General features: G+C 68.9%; 22 protein-coding genes. 6 read left to right on the forward strand and 16 right to left on the reverse strand.

Annotation, left to right across the window (positions count from 1 at the left end; translation table 11 throughout):
• Positions 1-4: 4 nt before the first annotated feature.
• Entirely contained in the window at positions 5-679 is a 675-nt protein-coding gene (locus ACU6RU_RS06170) for a DUF4166 domain-containing protein (RefSeq protein ID WP_446726129.1), read from the reverse strand.
• 25 nt (positions 680-704) lie between these two features.
• On the opposite strand from ACU6RU_RS06170, the gene ACU6RU_RS06175 reads away from it, so the two are divergent.
• Positions 705-1,721 carry an epimerase gene (locus tag ACU6RU_RS06175; RefSeq protein WP_289331428.1) on the forward strand — a complete coding sequence of 339 codons (1,017 nt, stop codon included), beginning with the start codon at positions 705-707 and terminating at the stop codon, positions 1,719-1,721.
• Here the strand turns inward: ACU6RU_RS06175 and mnmA are convergent.
• Together mnmA and ACU6RU_RS06185 are read right to left on the reverse strand one after the other, a co-directional pair.
• The gene (mnmA, locus tag ACU6RU_RS06180) at positions 1,678-2,775 is read right to left on the reverse strand and encodes a tRNA 2-thiouridine(34) synthase MnmA (RefSeq protein WP_289331427.1); all 1,098 of its coding nucleotides are present in this window, start codon (positions 2,773-2,775) and stop codon (positions 1,678-1,680) included. The genes ACU6RU_RS06175 and mnmA overlap by 44 nt on opposite strands.
• A gap of 9 nt (positions 2,776-2,784) precedes the next feature.
• Entirely contained in the window at positions 2,785-3,972 is a 1,188-nt protein-coding gene (locus ACU6RU_RS06185; RefSeq protein WP_289331426.1) for a cysteine desulfurase family protein, read from the reverse strand.
• Between the two features lie 44 nt (positions 3,973-4,016).
• Between ACU6RU_RS06185 and glgX the strand changes: the two genes are divergently transcribed.
• From glgX to glgB, 3 genes are read left to right on the forward strand one after another with little or no spacing between them, the layout of a single operon-like run.
• On the forward strand, positions 4,017-6,086 hold the full coding sequence (glgX, locus tag ACU6RU_RS06190) for a glycogen debranching protein GlgX (RefSeq protein ID WP_446726130.1): 2,070 nt from the start codon (positions 4,017-4,019) through the stop codon (positions 6,084-6,086).
• Positions 6,087-6,133: 47 nt separating this feature from the next.
• Positions 6,134-8,218, forward strand: a complete 2,085-nt coding sequence (locus tag ACU6RU_RS06195) for an alpha-1,4-glucan--maltose-1-phosphate maltosyltransferase (RefSeq protein ID WP_446726131.1) — start codon at positions 6,134-6,136, stop codon at positions 8,216-8,218.
• Positions 8,215-10,371 (forward strand): 1,4-alpha-glucan branching protein GlgB, encoded by a 2,157-nt coding sequence (gene glgB / locus ACU6RU_RS06200; protein WP_446726132.1) that lies wholly within the window; start codon positions 8,215-8,217, stop codon positions 10,369-10,371. Before ACU6RU_RS06195 ends, glgB begins: the two co-directional genes overlap by 4 nt.
• 61 nt (positions 10,372-10,432) lie before the next feature.
• Here glgB and ACU6RU_RS06205 read toward each other — a convergent pair whose 3' ends face one another.
• Complete coding sequence (locus ACU6RU_RS06205) at positions 10,433-11,380, reverse strand: tetratricopeptide repeat protein (protein WP_446726133.1); 948 nt, start codon at positions 11,378-11,380, stop codon at positions 10,433-10,435.
• The gene (locus tag ACU6RU_RS06210; RefSeq protein ID WP_183045264.1) at positions 11,381-13,165 is read right to left on the reverse strand and encodes a glycosyl transferase; all 1,785 of its coding nucleotides are present in this window, start codon (positions 13,163-13,165) and stop codon (positions 11,381-11,383) included.
• Positions 13,166-13,320: 155 nt separating this feature from the next.
• On the opposite strand from ACU6RU_RS06210, the gene ACU6RU_RS06215 reads away from it, so the two are divergent.
• Complete coding sequence (locus ACU6RU_RS06215) at positions 13,321-14,391, forward strand: AI-2E family transporter (protein ID WP_120262688.1); 1,071 nt, start codon at positions 13,321-13,323, stop codon at positions 14,389-14,391.
• 3 nt (positions 14,392-14,394) lie between these two features.
• Here the strand turns inward: ACU6RU_RS06215 and ACU6RU_RS06220 are convergent, their stop codons facing one another.
• The 9 genes from ACU6RU_RS06220 to rpsB form a co-directional block, all read right to left on the reverse strand.
• The gene (locus tag ACU6RU_RS06220; RefSeq protein ID WP_289331421.1) at positions 14,395-15,114 is read right to left on the reverse strand and encodes an alpha/beta hydrolase; all 720 of its coding nucleotides are present in this window, start codon (positions 15,112-15,114) and stop codon (positions 14,395-14,397) included.
• On the reverse strand, positions 15,111-15,392 hold the full coding sequence (locus ACU6RU_RS06225; protein ID WP_120264311.1) for a hypothetical protein: 282 nt from the start codon (positions 15,390-15,392) through the stop codon (positions 15,111-15,113). Before ACU6RU_RS06225 ends, ACU6RU_RS06220 begins: the two co-directional genes overlap by 4 nt.
• Positions 15,393-15,403: 11 nt before the next feature.
• On the reverse strand, positions 15,404-15,988 hold the full coding sequence (locus ACU6RU_RS06230) for a lytic transglycosylase domain-containing protein (RefSeq protein ID WP_259455176.1): 585 nt from the start codon (positions 15,986-15,988) through the stop codon (positions 15,404-15,406).
• 141 nt (positions 15,989-16,129) lie between these two features.
• Positions 16,130-16,699, reverse strand: coding sequence for a DivIVA domain-containing protein (locus ACU6RU_RS06235; RefSeq protein ID WP_120262690.1), 570 nt, complete (start codon positions 16,697-16,699; stop codon positions 16,130-16,132).
• Positions 16,696-17,706, reverse strand: a complete 1,011-nt coding sequence (locus ACU6RU_RS06240; RefSeq protein WP_120262691.1) for a phosphatidate cytidylyltransferase — start codon at positions 17,704-17,706, stop codon at positions 16,696-16,698. The genes ACU6RU_RS06235 and ACU6RU_RS06240 overlap by 4 nt, the downstream gene beginning before the upstream one ends.
• A 5-nt stretch (positions 17,707-17,711) precedes the next feature.
• On the reverse strand, positions 17,712-18,266 hold the full coding sequence (gene frr, locus ACU6RU_RS06245) for a ribosome recycling factor (protein ID WP_120262692.1): 555 nt from the start codon (positions 18,264-18,266) through the stop codon (positions 17,712-17,714).
• 54 nt (positions 18,267-18,320) lie between these two features.
• A complete protein-coding gene (gene pyrH / locus ACU6RU_RS06250; RefSeq protein ID WP_120262693.1) occupies positions 18,321-19,040 on the reverse strand; it encodes a UMP kinase in 720 nt (239 codons plus the stop codon).
• Between the two features lie 87 nt (positions 19,041-19,127).
• Positions 19,128-19,955, reverse strand: a complete 828-nt coding sequence (gene tsf, locus ACU6RU_RS06255) for a translation elongation factor Ts (RefSeq protein ID WP_023950948.1) — start codon at positions 19,953-19,955, stop codon at positions 19,128-19,130.
• A 105-nt stretch (positions 19,956-20,060) separates the two neighbouring features.
• A complete protein-coding gene (gene rpsB, locus ACU6RU_RS06260) occupies positions 20,061-20,993 on the reverse strand; it encodes a 30S ribosomal protein S2 (RefSeq protein ID WP_446726134.1) in 933 nt (310 codons plus the stop codon).
• Positions 20,994-21,269: 276 nt separating this feature from the next.
• Here rpsB and ACU6RU_RS06265 point away from each other — a divergent pair, with 276 nt between their 5' ends.
• Positions 21,270-21,773, forward strand: a complete 504-nt coding sequence (locus ACU6RU_RS06265; protein WP_446726135.1) for a murein hydrolase activator EnvC family protein — start codon at positions 21,270-21,272, stop codon at positions 21,771-21,773.
• Positions 21,774-21,776: 3 nt separating this feature from the next.
• On the opposite strand, the gene ACU6RU_RS06270 is transcribed toward ACU6RU_RS06265, so the two are convergent.
• Positions 21,777-22,355, reverse strand: a complete 579-nt coding sequence (locus tag ACU6RU_RS06270; RefSeq protein WP_446726136.1) for a DUF3060 domain-containing protein — start codon at positions 22,353-22,355, stop codon at positions 21,777-21,779.
• A 66-nt stretch (positions 22,356-22,421) separates the two neighbouring features.
• A complete protein-coding gene (locus ACU6RU_RS06275; protein WP_446726137.1) occupies positions 22,422-23,333 on the reverse strand; it encodes a tyrosine recombinase in 912 nt (303 codons plus the stop codon).
• Positions 23,334-23,340 lie beyond the last annotated feature (7 nt).

Here is a 23,340-nt window from a genome sequence, read left to right on the forward strand (position 1 = left end):
CAGTCTAGGCAGGGGGCACGACGCTCCAGCCGGGCTTCCCGTCGAGTTGCCGGATGCGGTACGTGAACGAGCCGCGGTAGCGGAAGAGTTCCCCCACGAGCCAGGCCCGCACCCTCACGTCGACACGTTGCGCCGCGGCATCCGCGGGGTCCGACGTCTCCGTCACCGTCACCCGGGCTACCGGCGGGAGGGGCAGACGCAGAACCCCGAGCCGCGCGGCGATCCCGGTCGACCGCAGGCGCATCCCGGTCGTATCGGCCTCGGCGCGCAGTCGTATCTCCAGTGCGCCCCGGCGCCCCAATCGGTCGACGATCTCGCCCGGTCGTGCGCTCGTCATCGCGTCGACCATCCGCCGCCGCGCGGTGGCGAAGAGGAAGTCGCGCTCGCCGCGCAACGACCCGTCGGGTCGTGGCGTGTTCGTGATCACGAACGGGACATCGGTGCCGTCCTCCGGGAACATCACACCTCTCCCCGCGAACAGGCGCATCACGGGGCGCAGCCACAGCGGGCCGCAGTACCCCGCTTCGTCATAGATGCCGTGCCCGACGCCCGCGCACCCGTCGGCGATCGGGCCGAAGTACACCTGAAGCACGGGTGGCATCCGCTTCAGCCCGTCGCCGAGCGCTCGCTCGTACACGGAGGGGCGGCTGACATGAGGTGTCGCAGCTGCACTGAACATGTTCAGAAACTACTACGATGGCGTCATGAACGACACCCGACACCGCGCCGTCGTCGCCGGCGCCTCCGGATTCATCGGCGCGGCCGTCGTCGACGCGCTCACGGCCGATGGGTACACCGTCGACATCATCGGTCGAACTTCCGGCACCACGTGGGCCGATTCCGCCGGTATCGACTGCCTCGTGAACGGCGCGGATCTGCTGATCAACCTCGCGGGCAAGTCGGTCGACTGCCGCTACACCGATGGCAACCGAGACGAGATCCTGCGATCGCGCGTGGCGACCACGCGGGCACTCTCCGAAGCCGTCGGACGCGCTGAGCGGCCTCCGCGACTGTGGGTGAACGCCTCGACGGCGACCATCTACCGCCACGCCGTCGACCGCCCGAACTCCGAGTCCGATGGAGAGCTGGGCACCGGTTTCTCCGTCGATGTCGCGCGGGCATGGGAGGCGTCGTTCTTTCGCGGCGAGCTGCCCGGGACCCGCCGCGTCGCCCTGCGGATGGCCATCGTCCTCGGCCCGGGGCCGGCGACCGCGATGCTGCTGACGTTGGCACGCCTCGGCCTCGGCGGGCCGCAGATCGACGGCCCGATCATCCCGCATCGCCGCTACCGCGGAATCGGTGATGATCCCACCGGCGGCCCGGCGCCGTGGCACCGCACCCGTGGACGCCAACGCTTCAGCTGGGTGCACATCGATGACGTCGTAGGCGCCCTGCGCTGGGTCGACGCGCACGACGACATCACCGGGGTCCTGAACGTCGTGAGCCCGCACGCGTCGGACAACCGCACTCTCATGCGCCAGCTGCGGTCGATCGTGGGCATGCCGATCGGGATCCCCTCCTGGCGGTGGATGCTCGAACCCGCCATGTGGGTGCTGCGCACCGAGCCGGAACTCATCCTGAAGAGCCGCTGGGTCACGCCGGAACGGCTCTTGGATTCGGGATACCGGTTCCGCTACACCGAGCTCGACGACGCGCTCCGCGCAGCCGCCGGATCGATCAGGCGTCGACCGGAACGGCCGAGACGGTCCGGTCGATCGTGAACTGTCCGAGCACGCGGGTGCCGTCGTAGATGACGGCCGTCTGACCCGGCGCCACACCGTCGAAGGGCGTCTCCGGCACCACGACGATCTCGCTCGCCGTGATCTCGGCCCGCGCCGGCACCGGCTCGGCATGAGCGCGGATCTGCACTTCACACGAGAAGGTCCGCTGGCTCGGTGCGCGACCGGCCCACGTGAAGCGGGCGCCCGCGATCTCGGCGGTCGCCAGCGCCTCCTTCGGACCCACCACGACACGGTTGTCGACCGGACGCACCTCGAGCACGAAGCGGGGCTTGCCGTCAGGCGCCGGCACTCCCAGCTGCAGGCCGCGGCGCTGACCCACGGTGAACGCGTGGGCGCCTTCGTGACGCCCGATCACCGTGCCCGTGCGATCGACGATCTCCCCGGCCTCGGCCCCGACCTTCTCGGCGAGCCACCCCCGGGTGTCGCCGTCGGGAATGAAGCAGATGTCGTGGCTGTCCGGCTTCTGCGCCACTGTCAGCCCGCGCTCCGCAGCCTCCGCACGCACCTCGGCCTTCGACGGCGTCGCACCGAGGGGGAAGTACGTGTGAGCGAGCTGATCGGCGGTGAGCACGCCGAGGACGTACGACTGGTCCTTCGCGGCATCCGACGCGCGGTGCAGCTCGCGCCCGTCGGGACCATCGACCAGCAGCGCATAGTGACCGGTGCACACAGCGTCGAAGCCGAGCTCGATCGCGCGCTCGAGCAGCGCCGCGAACTTGATCTTCTCGTTGCAGCGCATGCACGGATTCGGTGTGCGACCCGCGCGATACTCCGAGACGAAATCGTCGATGACATCGTCGCGGAAGCGCTCCGAGAAGTCCCAGACGTAGAAGGGGATGCCGAGCAGATCAGCGGCACGGCGCGCATCCATCGCGTCTTCGATCGTGCAGCAGCCGCGACTTCCGGCGCGGAGAGTGCCGCCCGCGCGAGACAGGGCGAGATGCACGCCCACGACGTCGTGGCCGGCGTCGACGGCTCGGGCAGCGGCCACCGCCGAGTCGACGCCTCCACTCATGGCAGCCAGTACTCGCATCTGTCCAGTCTACGTACGGGCTGCGCGACCGGCGCGGGCGGCGACCGCACGTCGGTGCACCTCGGGAAGCGCAGCGAGGAAAGCGTCGACATCCGCGTCCGTACTGGTTCGCCCCAGCGTGAGACGCAGTACCGCACGTGCGTCGTCAGCGTCACGTCCCAACGCGAGAACCACGTGGGAGGGTTCCGTGACCCCGGCCTGACAGGCCGATCCGGTCGACACGGCGACTCCGACGGTGTCGAACAGGAAGAGGAGCGTCTCGCCGATCGTGCCCGGGAAGAGCACGTGCACGTTGCCCGGAAGTCGATCGCCGAGGTCACCGAGGATCTCGGCCGAGGGTACGAGCGAACGGATGCCGTCGATGAGACGGTCGCGAAGCATCGTGAGCCTGCGCGTCTCACGTGTGCGGTCGGCTTCGGCGGCTCCCAGCGCCGCGGCGAACGCCGCGGCGCCGGCGACATCGGGCGTACCCGCTCTCAGCCCGCGCTGCTGACCGCCGCCGTGGGCCAGAGGCGTGAGCTGCGCGTGACGCGAGACGACGAGCGCGCCCGTGCCCACGGGGGCACCGACCTTGTGTCCGGACACCGACATCGCCACCAGCCCGCCAGGACCCGAGCCCGCGCCCCGCCAGGAGGCGAAGTCGAGGTGGACAGCGCCGAGGGCCGCGACCGCATCGAGATGCAGAGGGACCCCCGCACCCCGCGCCGCAGCGGCGAGTGCCGCCGGGTCATTGCGCGTCCCGACCTCGTTGTTGGCGACGAGGGCGGTCGCGAGGACGGCTCCGGGCAGTGCCGCCGCGAACCGCCGCGGATCGATCCGGCCGACGTCGTCGAGCCCGACGGACCGCACGGTAGCGCCCCAGCGGGCTGCGAGCCAGGCGACGGCGTCGATGGTCGCGTGATGCTCGCCGTCGGGCAGCACGATCGGGCCCGCCGGCACGCCCTCGGCCGCGAGCCAGAGACCCTTGACCGCCAGATTGACGGCCTCCGTGCCGCCGGATGTGAGAACGACCTCGATCGGCTCGCAGCCGAGCGCCGCCGCGACCGCGTCGCGGGCATCCTCGAGGAGACGGCGCGCGGCCTGCCCGGCGCCGTGTACCGACGAAGCGTTGCCGAGCGTCTCGTGCGCCGCCAACCACGCGTCGCGCGCCTCGGGTCGGAGCGCGGTCGTCGCAGCGTGATCGAGATAGACGACCATTGCACCTCCCCGAGCGTTCACCGTCGCTCATTACTGTAGATCGCATGCCCGACAGCATCAGCCCGGCCGGACTGCACGATTCCCGATTCACCGACCTCGGCGTCACCATCCGCGACGACGGCGGCACGATCCGCGTGTGGTCGGAGCGGGCGACGACGATCGATGTGGTGCTGTTCGACGATCACGATCTCGATTGGGCGGTCGACGAGCGCCCGCTGTCGCCCGTCGGAGGCGGTATCTGGGAGGCGCACGTCGAGACACTGCGCCCCGGAGTGCGCTATGCGCTGCGCGTGGACGGACCCCACGGTCCGGGAGACGTGTTCAACCCCGAGACGCTCCTGCTCGATCCGTACGGCCGAGGCGTCGTCTCGGGCGCCCCCGGCGATCATCGCTCGGTCGTGGTCGATCCGGCGTTCGACTGGGGCGGCATCCGCAAACCGCGGATTCCCCGCGATCGCACGGTCATCTACGAGGCGCACGTCAAAGGACTGACGAAACGGCATCCCGACATCCCGCCGGCGCTGCACGGCACGTACGCGGGCCTCGGTCACCCGGCCATGATCGATCACCTGCAAGCGCTCGGAGTCACGAGCGTCGAGCTGCTCCCCATCCACGCGTTCGAGAGCGAGCCCCGTCTGCTCGCGCTCGGACTGGCCAACTACTGGGGCTACAACACGCTCGGCTTCTTCGCTCCCCACGCGGCCTACGCCACGCAGGATGCCCGCCGCGGCGGGCCGACGGCCGTCCTGAAAGAGCTCAAGCGCACGGTGCGGGCACTGCACGCGGCCGGTATCGAGGTCATCCTCGACGTGGTCTACAACCACACCGCCGAGCTCGAGCTCGGGGGGCCGCGCTCGAGCTTCCGGGGAATCGACAACCGCGCCTACTACCGCCAGCGAGACGATGGGGCGTACATCGATGTGACCGGATGTGGCAACGCCGTCGACACCTCGACCGATGCCGCCGCACGTCTGATCCTCGACTCGCTGCGGTACTGGAGCGAGGACGTGCAGATCGACGGGTTCCGCTTCGACCTCGCCGTCACGCTCGGTCGCGACGGCGAGCACGTGTTCGATCCGGAACACCCCTTGTTGCGCGCCATCGCCGACGACCCGGTGCTCCGCGACGACAAGATCATCGCCGAGCCCTGGGACATCGGACTCGGCGGGTGGCACACCGGTGGGTTCGGCGACGGGTGGCAGGAGTGGAACGACCGCTACCGCGACGGTATCCGCAACTTCTGGCTCAGTGACATCGACTATCTGCGGCGCGCCGGCACCTCGCCCGCCGGTGTCGGAGGCCTCGCCACCCACCTCGCCGGTTCCGCACCGCTCTTCGGCGCGGAACGAGGCCCCCTCGCCGGCGTGAACTTCATCACCGCCCACGACGGCTTCACCCTGCGCGACCTCGTCTCGTACGACGTCAAGCACAACGACGCCAACGGTGAGCAGGGCCGCGACGGCGCCGACACGAACCGCTCGTTCAACCACGGCGCGGAGGGCGAGACGTCACTCGAGAACATCCTGACCGCGCGCCGCCGCACGATGCGCAACCTCGTCGGGACCCTCCTGCTCTCTGCCGGTGTGCCGATGCTGACGGCGGGAGACGAGATGGGGCGTACGCAGCTGGGCAACAACAACGCGTACTGCCACGACAGCGCCCTCACCTGGGTCGATTGGCAGTTGGCGGACTGGCAGGTCGACCTGCTCGCGCATGTGCGTACGCTCACGCGGCTGCGGGCGGAGAACCCGGCGTTGCGGCCGGTGCGCTACGCCGACCCCGAGGATGAGATTCCCGAAGCCTCCGTCATGCACTGGTTCGACGCCGAGGGCCAGCCCATGACGCAGAGCACCTGGACCGACCCCGAACAGCGCACGCTTCAGTACGTCGCGACCTCCACGCCGGCGCACGAACCGCATAACTGCATACTCCTGGTGATCCACGGCCGTGAAGCAGACTCGGAGGTCGTGCTGCCATCGGTCGGGACGGCGACCTCGTTCGTCTCGCTGTGGTCCAGCGCCGACGAACACCCCCGCGCCCGCCACGAACGGTTCGCCCCGGGCGAGCGTCTCGCCCTCTCCGGGCCGACGTTGCATTTGCTCAGAGCCGAGTAAGGCGCAAGCCCGTTTTTCGATCTCGCCCACCGCGATAGGTTCGAGCCGTGGCATCAACGACGCGCACGACCTCACCCGTCCCGTTCCGCAGCACCGGCGAGATCCCCGGCCGGCCCGCAGCACCCGTTCCCTCGATCGGCGACACCGTCACCGGACGCATTCCGCTCCAGCGACCCGCCCCCGCGGTCCCCGGCGATCGGTTCCGTCCGTCCGCCTTCGCAGGCGAGGCCGTGCCGTTCCGGGTCACGGCGTTCCGCGAGGGCCACGACGCGATCGGCGTGCATCTGAGGCTCACCGCGCCGGATGGCCGCGAGTCACTGCACCGTCTGACGCCGCTCAACGACGGGTTCGACCGGTGGTCCGTCCTCATCGCCCCTTTGACCGAGGGCGTGTGGCGATTCCGGTTCGAAGCGTTCGGCGACGACTTCGCCACGTGGCAGCACGCCGCGGCGATCAAGATCGCGGCCGGCGTCGACGTCGACCTCATGCGCGAGGCGGGAGCCCAGCTGATGAGCCGCGCCGCCGCTGAGAAGTCACGTCCCGCCGCCGAGCGCAAGCTTCTCGAGAAAGCCGCGTCGAGGCTTCGGGATGCCGCGGCCGACGCCGTCGACGCGCTCACGGTGGTCCGCGACGCCGAGATCGCCCGCGTCTTCGCCGACCGTCCGCTGCAGTCGCTGGTGACGGTCGGCGACGAGCACGAGCTCCTCGTCGAGCGTGAGCGCGCGGGCGTCGGTGCCTGGTACGAGTTCTTCCCCCGGTCCGAGGGCGCCGAACGCCTCGCCGACGGCTCCGTCCGCAGCGGCAGCTTCGTCACCGCGCGGGACCGTCTGCCCGCGGTCGCTGCGATGGGGTTCGATGTGCTCTACCTGCCGCCGATCCATCCGATCGGGCGCACCCACCGCAAGGGTCCCAACAACACGCTCACCGCGGGACCGAACGATCCCGGGTCCCCCTGGGCGATCGGCGGCCCGGAGGGCGGCCACGACACGGTGCACCCCGATCTCGGGACCCTCGAGGACTTCCGCGGCTTCGTCGCCGCCGCCTCCGACGCCGGCCTCGAGGTCGCGCTCGACCTCGCGCTGCAGGCGTCGCCCGACCACCCGTGGGTCTCCGAGCACCCCGAGTGGTTCACCACTCTCCCCGACGGTTCCATCGCCTACGCCGAGAACCCCCCGAAGAAGTACCAGGACATCTACCCGATCAACTTCGACAACGACCCGGACGGCATCCGCGCCGAGGTCTTGCGCGTCGTCCGGCACTGGATCGCACAGGGCGTGCGCATCTTCCGCGTCGACAATCCGCACACCAAGCCCCTGCAGTTCTGGGAGTGGCTCATCGCGACCGTCGCCGACGAGACCCCCGGCGTCGTCTTCCTGGCCGAGGCGTTCACTCGCCCCGCGCCGATGCAGGGGCTGGCGATGGCCGGGTTCCAGCAGAGCTATTCGTACTTCACCTGGCGCAACACGAAGGAGGAGCTCGAGGAGTTCCTCACCTCCGTCGCCCACGACACGGCCGACTTCATGCGGCCGAACCTCTTCGTGAACACTCCCGACATCCTCACCGAGTACCTGCAGTACGGGGGGCGTCCGGCCTACAAGATCCGCGCCGCTGTCGCGGCGACGGCGGGCGCCTCGTATGGCGTCTACGCGGGATACGAGCTCGTCGAGAACGTCGCCCGTCCCGGCTCGGAAGAGAACATCGACAACGAGAAGTACGAGTACAAGCTCCGCGATTGGGCAGGCGCCGAGGCGCGGGGCGAATCACTCGCTCCCTTCCTGACCCGGCTCAACGAGATCCGGCGTGCGCACCCCGCGCTCCGGCAGCTGCGCAACCTGTCGTTCCACTGGTCCGACGACGACGCGATCGTGGTGTTCTCGAAGCATCTGCCCGGTGCGCTCACCGCCGACGGGCAGGCCGACACCGTCCTGGTCGTCGTCAACGTCGACCCCCACTCGGCACGCGAGACGACGGTGCACCTCGACACCTCCGTGTGGGGTGTGGCACCGGGCGACGAGTACGAGGTCGAAGACCTGCTCAGCGGGTCGGTCTGGACCTGGAACGACCACAACTATGTGCGCCTCGACGCGTTCGTCGAGCCGGTGCACATCCTCCACGTGAAGGAACGCCGATGAACGCCCCCGCAGACCACGTGCTCGATTCGGTCGCCACCGGTTCGTACCACGCACCCCACGACGTGCTCGGTGTCCATCAGACGGCGGATGGCTGGCTGATCCGCGTTCGGCGGCCGCTGGCCCGCACGGTGACCGCGGTGTTCGCGAAGCAGCCGGAGTCGTCGTTCCGCCACCTTCGCGGCGGGGTGTGGGAAGCGACGCTCGACGAACGCCCCGAGGCCTACCGCGTCGTCGCGACCTACGACGACGCGCCGGCCTGGGTGGCGGATGACCCCTACCGTCATCTGCCGACGATCGGCGAACTCGATCTGCATCTCATCCGTGAGGGTCGTCACGAAGAGCTCTGGCGCGTCCTCGGCGCCCACGTCCGCATCCACAACGGCGTGCCGGGGGTCTCGTTCACCGTCTGGGCGCCCAACGCGCGAGCGGTTCGGGTCATCGGAGACTTCAACGGGTGGGACGGGCAGGGACACGCGCTGCGCTCGATGGGCGATTCCGGTGTCTGGGAGCTCTTCGTTCCGGGCCTGACGGCCGGCACCGTGTACAAGTTCCAGATCCTCACCGCGGACGGCGCCTGGATCGACAAGGCCGATCCCATGGCCCGCCAGTCGGAGGTTCCTCCCGCGACGGCGTCGATCGTCGCCGAGAGCATGTACGAGTGGGAGGATGCCGCGTGGCTCGAGCGTCGCGGCACCTCGACGCCCGTCTCGCAGCCGATGTCGGTCTACGAGGTGCACCTCGGCTCGTGGCGCGCTGGCCTCGGCTACCGCGATGCGGCCGACCAGCTCATCGACTATGTCCGAGAGCAGGGCTTCACGCATGTGGAGTTCCTGCCGCTGGCCGAGCATCCGTTCGGCGGGTCGTGGGGATACCAGGTGTCGGGGTACTACTCCCCCACGAGCCGTTTCGGCTCCCCCGACGACCTGCGCTACCTCATCGACCGGCTGCACCAGGCGGACATCGGGGTCATCATGGACTGGGTGCCCGGACACTTCCCGAAGGACGCGTTCGCGCTCGCCCGCTTCGACGGGCAGCCGCTCTACGAGCACCCGGATCCCCGCCGCGGCGAGCACCGCGACTGGGGAACGCTGATCTTCGACTACGGCCGCAACGAAGTGCGGAACTTCCTCGTCGCGAACGCGCTCTACTGGTTCGAGGAGTTCCACGTCGACGGCCTCCGGGTCGACGCCGTGGCTTCGATGCTCTACCTCGATTACTCGCGCGAGGAAGGACAGTGGGAGCCGAACATCCACGGCGGACGCGAGAACCTCGAAGCGATCTCGTTCCTCCAGGAAGTCAACGCGACCTCCTACAAGCGCTATCCGGGCATCGCGATGATCGCCGAGGAGTCGACGAGCTTCCCCGGTGTGACCGCGCCCACCGAGCACGGCGGCCTCGGTTTCGGGTTCAAGTGGAACATGGGCTGGATGAACGACTCGCTGCAGTACATCAAGCGCGACCCGATGTACCGCGGCCACCACGAGGGTGAGCTGTCATTCTCGTTCGTCTACGCCTTCAGTGAGAACTTCGTCCTCCCAATCAGCCACGACGAGGTCGTGCACGGCAAAGGCAGCCTGTTCACGCGCATGCCCGGCGATCACTGGCAGAAGCTGGCCAACATGCGCGCCTACCTCGCATACATGTGGGGCCACCCGGGCAAGCAGCTGCTCTTCATGGGCCAGGAGTTCGGCCAGATGTCGGAATGGTCCGAGTCGCGCGAGCTCGACTGGTGGATGCTGGATCAGCCCGCTCACCGCGGACTCCACACGTTCGTCGCCGACATGAACCGCGCCTACCGGGAGCAGTCGGCCCTGTGGGCTCGCGATTCCGACGGCGCGGCCTTCTCCCGACTCGGCGCGCCGAACTGGAACCCGAACGTGATGGCGTTCACCCGTCGCGATCACCACGGCAACACGGTCGCGGTCATCTGCAACTTCGCGGGTGTGCCGCTGCACGACTACACGCTGGAACTGCCCGCAGACGGTGCGTGGCGGGAGGTCCTCAACAGCGATGCAGAGCAGTACGGCGGTTCCGGCGTCGGCAACTTCGGCGCCGTCCACGCGCGCGATGGCCGCGCGACCATGGTGATCCCGCCGCTGGGTGTGCTCTGGCTGCACCACGAACCCGGCGTGGCCGAAGACCCACGCGACTGAGACGAGACGGGGCCCGGGGCCACTCACCCACGGTGAGAGCCCCGGGCCCGTCTCGTTCGTGTCAGAACATCAGCGAGGTGAGGCGCCGCCGCGCCGCGAGAACACGCGGGTCGGCGTCGCCGACGAGGCCGAAGAGCTCGAGCAGCCGGTCGCGCACGGTCGTGCGCGCGTCGCCGTCGACCGCGGCGAAGAGATCGAGCAGGCGTGCGAACGCGTCGTCGACGTGGCCGCCGGCGACGTCGAGGTCGGCCACGCGCAGCTGAGCCTGGACGTCATGCGGAGCGGCCGCCGCCGCAGCGCGCGCCTCGCCGAGGTCCACGCTCTGCACCCGGTCGAGCAGCTTGACCTGCCCGAGGCCGGCCTGCGCGTCTGCGTCGCGCGGGTTCTCCGCCAACGCGCGCTCGTAGGCGCTGATGGCGCGCGGATAGTCACCAGCCTCGATCGCGGCGAAGGCCTCGGCGTGCAGCGGCGGCAGGGGCGGCTCGACGGCCTCCTCCGAGGCCTCCGTCGCGTCGTCCATCGGAACGGTCCCGGTGACCCCGTGCTGGCCGGCGAGCTGGAGCAGCTGCGCGAAGACCTCGCGCACCTGCTGCTCGGGCACGGCGCCGGTGAACAGGGGCACCGGCTGTCCGGCGACGAGCGCGACCACCATCGGGATCGACTGCGCCCGGAATCCCTGCGCCAGCTGCGGGTTCGCGTCGACGTCGACCTTCGCCAGCACGACCCGGCCGGCGAGCTCGGTGACGACCTTCTCCAGAACCGGGCTCAGCTGCTTGCAGGGACCGCACCACTCGGCCCACAGATCGACGACGACCGGAACGGTGCGCGAGAGCTCGAGCACGTCGCCGAACGTCTGGTCGGTCACGTCGAAGATCAGACGAGACGTGCCGCCCGACGGCGGTTCGGCGGCGGCTGCGGGGCCGGTCGGCGCAGCGGCCGAGGGGCGGTTTCGCAACGACGACAGGTCGAGGGCTCCGCGGAGCACGGCGCTGGGGGACGGATCGCTCATTCAGACAACCTTCGCTGAGAGGACATTGGAACGGTAGCCGAGGAACTGGATCGGCTCGGAGGAGCCCGCACCGGGCACGAAGAAGAAGAGCTGGTCGGCGTACGTCGTGGTGAATCCGGTCGACGACTGCGAGACGCCCGTCAGAGCGCTTGCGACAGGGTTGGTGTCCGGCACGTTGATCACGGCGTCCGGGTTGCTCGGGGTGAACGTGTGGTCCTCCGTGATCGTCACCGCGACGACCGCTCCGCTCTCGAGGGTCTGGAGCGCGATCGGCGTCTGGGTGCCGGCCTGGGTCGTGAACGACACGGTCCCGGTCTCGGCACCGGTCTGGTTGAAGTCGTTGAGGATCTGCTCGCGATTGGACGCGACACCCGCACGGAAGGCGTCGCCCTCCGCTTCGAACAGCCGCGCGTAGGGGCTCGCGTCGCCGTTCGTGAGGAGGTCGGCGTACGCCGCCGCGAGATCCTGTGGCGGCAGCACCAGGAACGGCGAATCGGGAGCGACCTGCGCCGCGCCGAGATAGGCGGGGGCGAGCTCGGGGAAGGAGTCCGTGGCGAGCTCGGCGATGTACCCGAGCTTGTAATTGGACCAGGGGTCCTGCTGGCTGACGGTCATGATCGTGTCAGCCGCGCCCTCGCCTCCCTCGACGACGGCGAGGAACGTCCGGGGCCACTTCTCGAAAGTCTCGGGCAGCAGGATCTCGAGGGGCTCCGCGGGCACGGGAGGCAGTGGCGCGCGGTCGGCGATCTTGGAGCGAAGCGTGTAGTTCGTCTCGCGCTCGGCGAGGGCCGGGCCCGCGAGACGCGTAGCCGCAAGCGCGGCGTCGGCGCTCGCGTCCGCCGTCGAGACATCCTCGGCGATGCGCGTCAGAATGCGCTCTGCCTGCTGCTGCGTGACAGCCGGAGGTGCCTGGTCGGGGTCCGCGACGACTGTCGCCGTCGGCGACGGCGTCGGACTGGGTGCGAGCTGCGGCCAGGCATCGGCCGAGCACCCCGACAGCGCCACGATCGACACGAGCGGAACGGCGAGCAACGCCTGACGGCCGCGGGTCAGCCGTCGACGCGGCGGTGTCGACGAGATGACGCCCTTCGCCTCGTCGTCCACGGTGAGGTCGATGGGCTGGGTGGCGGTCATGGGAAGGCCCTTCCGTCGCGGGCCGCGCGACCGGCGGAGGTGCCGCCAGCCGAGGGCGTACATGACGATGCCGAAGGCGAGGAGAATCCCGCCGCCGACGATCAGCGGACCAGCCCACGGTGTGTTGGACTCGATCGGCCATGTCACCTGGATGTCTGCCGGCGCGGGGCTGGAACCGTCGGAGGCGACGAGAACGCTCATCTCCTGCGGCAGTTGCAGCGACGTGGTCAAGGCTCCGTCGCGCTGGAACTCCTCGAGCCAGAGGTCCGACCCGACGGGCGACGGCATAGCGGGAACCACCCCGTCGGCGCCCGGGGCGGGAGCGGATGCCGCGGCGACCTCGGTCGTCGTGATCGCACCCTCCTCATCGACGCCGAGCCGGGTGTAGTCGGTGCGTGCGAGCCACGCCGTCACGTCGGATGACCGGCCGTACGCGGCGAACACCGTTCCGGTGCCCTGCACGCTGAGCGACTGTGCACCGGGGTGGGACGTGAGGACGGAGCCGTCGATGAGGGTGAACGGCGCGTCGCCCGACACCGTCACCGACTCGGTGACGCTCTCGGGCCCGCGCAGGATCGTACGCTGCGCGATGCCCGCCCCGATCATGACGGTCGCCAGGACGAACGCGACAACAGCCCACACGAAACGCACGAAGAAACACCTCTCCACATCCGGAACGGGACCACCGAACGCTTGATCGACGTTCCAGAGTATCCAAAACGACCTGAAAAGGTCGTGAAAGGGGCGCCTCCCGCCGAAAGCCCGCTCGGATCGTAAAGTGAGGTGATTCGACCCCGGAGGCGTTCGTGAAGATCCAGAACCCGTTTCGCACCGCGCTGATCGCCACGCTCGGCGTCGGCGTCGGCATCGTGATCATCGGGGGTATCCAAACCCTCTCGACGATCCTCCTCTACGTGGGCACGGCGCTGTTCCTCGCGCTCGGCCTCGATCCGGTGGTCTCCTGGCTCGAACGTCGTCGCCTGCCCCGCTGGGCGGCGCTCCTGATCACGTTCGCGGCACTCCTGGCTGCGTTCGCCGGCATCATCCTCATGGTCGTGCCGATCATCGTGTCGCAGATCTCCCAGCTCGTGGCAGCGATTCAGGATCTCGTCACCAACGGCAACTGGGACCCCGTCAACGCCGTAAAGGACTGGCTGACCGTCACCTTCCCGCAGCTCAACGTCGATGAGCTGTTCCAGTACCTCTCGGACTGGTACAACTCGCTCGACATCGGGGCCATCGGGGGGTCCATCACCGGCTCGATCATCCTCATCGGCGGTGGCATCATCACCGGCTTCACCGGCGCCGTCATCGTGCTGATCCTGACGATCTACTTCACCGCGTCCACCCCCAGCCTCAAAGCCGCCGTCTACCAGCTCGTCCCGGCATCCCGGCGCCCGCGCTTCATCGATCTCGCCGAGCAGATCACCGCGTCCGTCGGCTTCTACGTCATGGGGCAGGTGTCGCTCGGTGTGATCAACGGCGTGCTCAGCGCGATCTTCCTGAGTGTGATCGGGGCCCCCTTCCCCGCCGTGCTCGCGGTCATCGCCTTCTTCTTCTCGCTGATCCCGCTCGTCGGAACCCTCACAGGTTCGGCGATCATCGTGCTCACCTGCCTCATCCCCGGCCTGGCGGAGCCGCAGACCGCGCTCTGGGCAGCCATCTGGTACCTGGTCTACATGCAGGTCGAGGCGTACTTCATCTCGCCGCGGATCATGAACCGGGCGGTGTCGATCCCCGGCGCGGTCGTGGTCATCGCCGCTCTCGCGGGTGCGGCGCTGGGTCAGCTGCTGGGAGCGCTCGTGGCCATCCCCGTCGCGGCCAGCATCCTGATCATCTACCGCCAGGTCGTGATCCCGCGCCAGAACGAACGCTGAGACTCAGTCGTCGTCCCACTCTTCGGCGAGTGGGAGAGCGTCGGGGTTCACGGCCGCGACGATCTCGGTGAGCACCCGGCGGGTCTGGTTCTCTCCCACCCACAGGTGCTTGCCGCCTTCGACGGCGACGAGGGTCGCCTGCGGGATCGCCGCGAACCGTTCACGCGCTTCATCGGGGCGGAGGTAATCGTCGAACTCGGGCACGACGATGACGACGCGGCGATCGTCGCCGGCCCAGGCGGCGACCTCTTCGGAGGTCGCCCGATGCAGCGGCGGCGAGAGGAGGATCACGCCTTCGATGTCGTGGTCACGCCCGTACTTGAGGGCGAGCTCCGTTCCGAAGGACCAGCCGACGAGCCACGGGCGGGGAAGCCCCCGCTCATGAACGAACGACATGGCAGCGGCGACGTCGAAGACCTCGCCGACACCGCCGTCGAACGCGCCCTCGCTGGTACCACGTGGCGACGTGGTGCCGCGGGTGTTGAAACGCAGCACCGCGAGATCAGCCAGAGCCGGCAGCCGGCCTGCGGCCTTGCGCAGGATGTGCGAGTCCATGAAGCCGCCCGCGGTCGGAAGGGGATGCAGCGTGACGAGCGTCGCGACCGGCTCACGCTCCTCGGGCAGCGCCAGCTCGCCGACGAGTGTCAGGTCGTCGAGGGTGTGGAGCTCGATGTCCTCGCGCCGTGCGGGGAGCTGTACCGGCCCCCGGATTTCGAAGCTCATGCGATCCTCCAACATGCCGAATGCCAGTGCCGACGCGCGGCCAGGTCTGCGGCGTCACCCAGGACACCATCCGCACGCCACGCGACCAGGTGGGCCGTCGCCGGCACGATGTCCCGTCCACACCCGGGGCACGTGTACGTCTTCTGCGCCTGCGCCGCAGACACCGGCTGCACGGTCCACTCGACGCCGCGCCGCGTCTCGGAGCGTTTCCAGCCGCTCAGCAGCCGATCGAGCGAGTCGTCTCGAGGATCCGGCCGTCTCCTGTTGGAACGGGGCATGACGGCCGCTGTCACCACCAGTGGTTGCTGGACCAGAACGCGTACGCCTCGCCCCAGCTGCCGTAGCGACCGACGGCGTACCCGTTGGCCCACCTCAGGTTGTCGACGGGGTCGTATCCACTTCCGGGCACCTTGCTGCAGGGGTACGCCTGGACCAGCCCGCACGCACCCGACGAGGCGTTGGTCGCATTGGGGTTCCAGCTGCTCTCCCGCGAGACGATGTAGTCGACGTAGCCCCAGTCGCTCTCGGGGATGCCGGCCGCACTCAGCCAGTCCGTCGACGATCCGCCGCCGCTGTACATGACGGGCGCCGAGCGCGAGGCACCCGCGCTCTCGCCGTCGACGGGGGTCGGTGTCGGTGTCGGCGTCGGCGTGGGCTTGGGGGTGACGTAGACGGTGAACCCGCTGCGATCGAGCTGAGCCGGAGCGAGGGTCTGCCCGTCGGAGGCGAGAGCCTGAGCGTCGCCCCGAGAGTCAGCCCAGAGCGAGACGACCTCGACCGGCTTCTCTTGCGCGGCCGCGAGCGCCGTCCCCAGCGGAGCGAGAGCGCCACCTGCCATGCCGAGAGCCGCGACGGCGGCGAACGCGGCGGACACACCGCGCCTGCGCGACCAGCGCGCGCGCGCCGGAGCCGGAACGTGTGCGACCGGGGTGCGCGTCGTGCGCCGGGTCACAGTCGAGCGGGAAGTCACAATGCCCTCGAGTTTAGCGAGACGAGGCGCATGTCTCCATCAGACTCACCCGATCGCGAGAATGACCGACACGACGCCGTCGAGCACGGCGTCGACCTGAGCTTCGCGGTAGCCGCCGCGCTGCATCCGGAAAGCGACGGAACGCACCTGCTCCACGGTCAGGGGTTCGCCCGACTCCAGGTAGCGCGCGATGCGATCAGCGACGAGGTCGACCTCGTCGATGCGGTAGCCATAGGACAGCACACCGACGCGATCGAATCGCCGTCGCTCGGGACGCGAGAGCCGGTCGAGGATCTCCTGCGCGAGGTTCCGCGAGCGGCCGACCCACGCACGGGCCCCCGCACGCGACAGGGCGCGCTCGCGCTCTCGCGCGGCGAAGGCGTCTTCGATCCGCCCGATCGCCGCATCGACGGGGGCGACGGCGTACCCGCCCCGCACGAGGGGGAAAGCCGTTGCTCGGATCGTGGCGGAGTCGAGGTCATCGTCCTCTGATGATTCGAACGCTTCGCGGGCGCGCTGCAGGAATGCATCGACAGCGGCGCGGTCGTATCCCCTCGCGCGACCCTGCGTCCCGGGGAACGGGCTCGTGGACAGGGAACTCTCGGTCGAGGTCATGACATCACCAGGGGAGAAAGAACGTGGAAGAGGACGAGTGCGACCACGGTGGACGGGAGGATCGAATCCAGACGGTCGAGCACTCCCCCATGGCCCGGCAACCAGGAGCTCATGTCCTTGATCCCGAGATCGCGTTTGATCATCGATTCGGCCAGGTCGCCCACGGTGGCGGATCCGAGGATCACGAGGCCGATGATCGGGCCGGTCCATGCGGGCAGGTCCAGCAGCAGCCAGGCGAATCCGACAGCCACCAGCATCGCGACGATGCCCGCCCCCGCGAAGCCCTCCCAGGTCTTCTTCGGGCTGATGCGCGGAGCCATCGCATGCTTGCCGAAGGCGAGGCCGGCGGCGTAGGCGCCGGTGTCGGCTCCGACCACGACCGCGATCATCGCCAGCACCCAGAACTCGCCGCCGTCCTCACGGAGGAGGATCAGCAGCAGGCTGCCGAGGAACGGCACGTAGAGCTGCACGAAGCCGCTGATGAGCACATCGCTGAGCACCTGACCGTAGCGGCGCGCCTCGACACTCACCATCTGGGCCATCAGCCGCCAGACGATGACCGACACGACGGCCGCGAACACCACGACCCAATGGGTGCCGGCATCCAGGAAGAAGCCCGCCGCCAGCACCGCGGCACCGGCGACGAGCTGCGGCACGACGTCGACGCGCCGACCCGCGGCCTGGAGCGCACGGACCAGCTCGAACACGCCGAGAAGAGCGACGGGGATCGCGAAGAGGACGAACACCCACTTAACGAAGATGAGCGAGCCGATCACCACGACGCCGATCGCGATGCCGATCAGCGTCGCCACGAACAGATTGCGTCCGGTGCGCGCGTTGATGCGCTCGTTGGCCTGCTCGAAGTCAGCCCGAGCCTTGCCGATCTGGTGCTCGAACTCCGTCCGCGCAGCACGCACCTGATTCTGGAACGTCGAATCGCCGTGCTCGCGCGAACGGGAGCGCTCCCGCTCGGATCGAGACGGGGCGTCGTCGCCGGGTGCGCTCATCGGTCTCAGACCTCGAGGAGCTCGGCCTCTTTGCGCTTGAGCGCGTCGTCGATGAGGTCGACGTGGGAGCGGGTGAGCCCGTCGAGCTCCTTCTCGGCGCGCACCAGCTCGTCCTCGCCGACCTCGCTCTTGAGGCCGTCGAGTTCGTCCTTCGACTTGCGGCGGATGCCGCGCAGGTGGACCTTGTGGTCCTCACCCTTCGAGCGCACGAGCTTGACGTACTCCTTGCGGCGCTCCTCCGTGAGCTCGGGCATCGTGACACGGACGATGTTGCCGTCGTTCGTCGGGTTCACGCCGAGGTTCGGGGTGTCGCGAATGGCCTGCTCGATGGCCTTGAGCGCCGACTTGTCGTACGGCGTCACGATGATCGTCCGGGCTTCGGGTGTGTTCAGCGACGCGAGCTGCGCGAGCGGCGTCGGCGACCCGTAGTAGTCGACGAGGATCTTCTGGAACAGCGCCGTGTTGGCACGCCCCGTTCGCACGGTGGAGAAGTCCTCCTTCGCCGCCTCGACGGCGCGTTCCATGCGGGCTTTCGTGTCAGCGAGGATCTCGGGGATCACGTCACTCCATTCGTCGGTACGTCCGGTCAAGTCTAGTCTGCGGGCAGCGGCCGCTCACACGGTGACGAGCGTGCCGATGCGCTCGCCCAGCAGTGCCCGGGTCACATTGCCGGCCGGCTCCATGCCGAACACGCGCATGTCGATGCGGTTGTCCATGCACAGGCTGAATGCCGTCGAATCCACGACCTTCAAGCCGCGCTGCAGTGCTTCGCCATAGGTGATGCTCTCGATCTTCTGCGCGGTCGGATCCTTCTTGGGATCGGCGGTGTAGACCGCGTCGACGCCGTTCTTCGCGACGAGGACCTCGTCGGCCTTGATCTCGAGCGCACGCTGAGCGGCGACCGTGTCTGTGGAGAAGTAGGGCAGGCCGGCACCGGCGCCGAAGATCACGACGCGCCCCTTCTCCATGTGCCGTTCTGCGCGGCGCGGGATGTAGGGCTCGGCGACCTGCGTCATCGAGATGGCCGACTGCACACGCGTGGCCGCGCCGGCCTGCTCCAAGAAGTCCTGCAGCGCGAGTGCGTTCATCACGGTGCCGAGCATGCCCATGTAGTCGGCGCGCCCACGGTCCATGCCGCGCTGGCTCAGCTCGGCGCCACGGAAGAAGTTGCCGCCGCCCACGACGATCGCGACCTCGACACGGTCGACCGCTTCGGCGATCTCCCGAGCGATCTGCCCGACGACATCGGGGTTGACGCCCAGCTGGCCGGCACCGAATGCCTCGCCCGACAGCTTCAGCAGGACGCGCCGGCGCCCGGTCTTCTCATCGTTCATCGTGTCCCTCTCGTCGCTGTGTTGCAGAGTATCGCCCGGACGGGCATGGAAAAGGCCCGCATCCGAGGATGCGGGCCTTTCGGGCAATTACGCGCCGACCTTGAACCGTGCGAAGTCGGTGATCGTGATGCCGGCGTCCTTCGCGACCTGTGCGACGGACAGCTTGTTGTCCTTCGCGTAGTCCTGGTCGAGGAGGGCGACCTGCTTGAAGAACGCGCCGACGCGACCTTCGACGATCTTCGGGAGAGCAGCCTCGGGCTTGCCCTCATTGCGGGAGATCTCGGTGACGATCTCGCGCTCCTTCTCGACATCCGCCTCGGGAACGTCCTCGCGCGAGAGGTAGCTCGGGTTGGCGAACGAGATGTGCTGCGCGATCGAGCGGGCGGTCTCCGCGTCCGAGCCCGAGTACGCCACGACGACGCCGATCTGCGGAGGCAGGTCCTTGCTCGTCTTGTGCAGGTAGATCTCGAAGGCGTCACCGGTCAGCGTGCGAACACGGCGGAGCTCGACCTTCTCGCCGATGATCGCGGCCTCATCGTTGATGAGCTGCTCGATGGTCTGGCCCGACGCGTCAGCGGCGAGAGCAGCCTCGACGGAATCGGCGGATGCTGCAGCGGCAGCATCCGCGACCTTGTCGGCCAGCGCGATGAAGCGGTCGTTCTTCGCGACGAAGTCGGTCTCGCAGGCGAGCTCGACCAGAGTGACCTTGCCGTCCTGTTCGCGTGCGACGACCAGACCTTCGCTCGTGGAGCGGTCGGCACGCTTCGCGTTGCCCTTGGCGCCCTTGAGGCGGAGGATCTCGACGGCCTTCTCGACGTCGCCGTCAGCCTCTTCGAGGGCCTTCTTGGTGTCGACCATTCCGGTGCCGAGCTGCTCGCGCAGAGCCTTGATGTCGGCGATGGTGAAGTTTGCCATGAGTGGCGGCTCCTTCTGTCTGTGGGAAATCTCGTGGATGCCGATCGGCGCGGCCGGGCTCAGCCGCGGCCGCGCCGATCGTAGCGGGTCAGGAAGACGCGCTGATTACTTCTCGGTCGCCTCGGCGGCGACGGTCTCGGCCTGAGCCTCGGCGCCCGCCTCGTCGGCCGGCGTCTCGGTCGCAGCGACCTCGGCGGCAGCGCCCTCGACGGCGGCGTCCTCGGTCGAAGCGGTGTCTTCGGTCGACGCAGCAGCCTCGGCCGGAGCGGCCTCTGCCGGAGCGCTCTCGAGCAGCTCGCGCTCCCAGTCGGCGAGCGGCTCGGCCTCGGCCGACTCGTCGGTCGGCTGGTGACGCTGGATCAGGCCCTCGGCGGCAGCGTCGGCGATGATACGCGTGAGCAGGCTCACCGAGCGGATCGCGTCGTCGTTACCGGGGATCGGGTACTGGAACTCGTCGGGGTCGGCGTTCGTGTCGAGGATGCCGATCACGGGGATGCCGAGCTTCTTGGCCTCGTCGATGGCGAGGTGCTCGCGCTTGGCGTCGACGACCCAGATCGCCGAGGGGGTCTTCTGCAGGTTGCGGATACCACCGAGCGACTTGTGCAGCTTGTCGAGCTCGCGCTTCTTGAGCAGCAGCTCCTTCTTCGTGAAGCCGCTGGCCGCGGGGTTCTCGAAGTCGAGCTCCTCGAGCTCCTTCATACGGGCGAGGCGCTTCGAGACCGTCTGGAAGTTGGTCAGCAGGCCACCGAGCCAGCGCTGGTTCACGTAGGGCTGGCCCACGCGGGTCGCCTGCTCTGCGATGACTTCCTGCGCCTGCTTCTTCGTGCCGACGAAGAGGACGGTGCCGCCGTGGGCGACGGTCTCCTTGACGTACTCGTAGGCGCGGTCGATGTACGACAGCGACTGCTGCAGGTCGATGATGTGGATGCCCGAGCGCTCGGTCAGGATGAAGCGCTTGACTTTCGGGTTCCAGCGGCGGGTCTGGTGCCCGAAGTGGACGCCGCTGTCGAGCAGCTGGCGAATGGTGACGACGGCCATGGCCGTTCTCCTTCTGTTTCGGTTGATTCGCCGGACCGACGGTCCGGTGTTCCTGGTGCCCGGCGCACTTCCGCTCGCCGCCGGAGCGGGAGACCTGGGGAAGGTGCGCCACGATCGGAACCGATCGCTCAGGGCACGCGTAGTCACCTCGACGAGCGAGGTGCGGACATCAGTGTAGCAGTCGGCCACTCCTCCCCGAGGCCTTCCGCAGCCCGCGTGTCCACGCGTCGAGGGCCAGCCGAGGCCCCGGAACGGCGAGCTATCGAGACTGACCATGTGAGCCGCAGCCCGTCCCTCGTCATCGTCGCGTTACTCATCGTGGCGGCCCGCCTCTTCGTTCCCGACGTCGCAGAGTCGGGCGCCGCTCCTCCGACGGGATCACCCTGGACGATGCCACTGCGGGAAGCGACCGTCATCCGCCCGTTCGAGGCCCCCGCGCACGCTTACGCGCCGGGCCACCGCGGAGTGGACATCTCCGGTCCGGGCCGCGAGGTCGTCTCTCCGGCTGAGGGAGTGATCGCCTTCGCGGGCCCCGTCGCCGGGCGCGCGGTCATCACGATCGATCACGGCGACGGCCTGGTGACCAGCCTCGAGCCGGTCGAGACGTCGCTGATACCCGGCACGCCCGTCGTCCAGGGCCAGCCGGTGGGTTCTGCGGCCCTCGGCGGTCATGGTGGGGATGGCAGCATCCACTTCGGCGTCCGCCGCCACGGCGAGTACATCAATCCCCTGCTGCTGATCAGCGGGCTCGCGCGTCCGGTCCTGCTGCCATGCTGTTGAGGGTCAGCCGTTGCCGATCGCGTTGCGGTCACCGCTCTGCATGACGGACCCGAGAAGATCCGCGTCGATGCGGTTGTCGTTGCCCGACACCGAGACGGCTCCGATCTCATCGGCATCGACGGAGTTCCGGTCCCCGGCGATGGTGAGGGCGCCGACCCTGGTGGCATCCACATCCGCGGACTGCCCCGTGATCTCCAGCGAGTCGACCGATCCGAGGTCGATCTCGATGCGATCACCGCTCGCGACCACGTTTCCGACGCGCGCTCGGTCGAGGTCGACGTCGAGCGAAGCGCCCTCGATGCGGACCACGTCGCACTCTCCGGCGAAGGCGACGTCGAGATCGGTTCCGCGAATCGCGACGACGCCGTCGACGCACGCGAGATCGTCCGCACCCGGCTCCGCCGGAACCGTTGCTTCGGACGTTGCTTGCGGTGTCGCGGCGGGCGGAGTCGAGGGAGCCGCCGAGGTCCGCGGCGCCGTCGGCCGGACGACACGGTCGGGTTCATCCGACGACACTGGCGTGCACGACGCGAGCATCGCGACAAGCACTGTCGCGCCGATCGCTGCAGCAAGTCTTTTCATGCGCGTCTCCTCGTCATGTGCCTCCGCGTGCTCCCCCACGCTACGACGGCGGAGACCACCCAACCATCATGCGCGCGGATGTGCCTGTCGGTAAGCGGCGGCGAGCCGCTCCCCCGAGACGTGCGTGTAGATCTGCGTCGTGCCCAGGCTCGCATGCCCGAGGATCTCCTGGACAGCGCGTAGATCGGCACCGCCGTCGAGCAGATGGGTGGCGGCGGAATGCCGCAGGGTATGCGGACCGACGGTGTCGACACCGAGCGCGGGCCCGAGCTTCTCCGAGACCGTCGCGTAGACGGCTCGCGCCGTTAGCCGGCCGCCGCGCGAGCCGAGAAACACCGCGCGAGCCCCGGTCGATCGGCCGACGGCGCGTGCGGCGAGCACAGGCCGCCCACGAACGAGATAGGCCTGCAGCGCGTCGAATGCCGGGCCGCCCACGGGGACGATTCGGTCTTTGTCGCCCTTGCCCGTGACGCGCGCCGTGCGGCGATCACCGTCGACGTCGTCGACGTCGAGTCCGCACAGCTCGGACACGCGGATGCCCGTCGCATACAGGAGCTCGAGGATCGCGTGGTCGCGCAGCAGCAACGGATCACCGTCAGCCGCGCGCATCTGCAGCTCGTCGAGGACCGATGCCATCGTCTGCGCGGTCGCGACTTTTGGCAGGGTACGCGCTCGTTTCGGCGACGCCAGACGCAGCGCGGGGTCACTCGCGATCACCCCACGCTCGGCAGCCCACGCGAAGAAGCCTCGCGCGGTCGCGGTTCGGCGGGCCAGTGTCGAGCGCGCGTCGCCCCGTTCACTCGCGCGCCAGACCCAGTCACGCAGCACCTCGATGTCCACGTCCGTGAGCTCGATGTCGCCGGCGGCACCCGCGAGGTCTGCGAGGTCGTTGCGGTACGCGCGCACCGTATTCTCCGAGAGCCTGCGCACGCGCAGCAGATGGTCCGCGTACGCCTCCGCCGCCTCCGAGATGAGCATGCAGTCA

It is taken from the genome of Microbacterium sp. F1-18 (assembly GCF_052921305.1).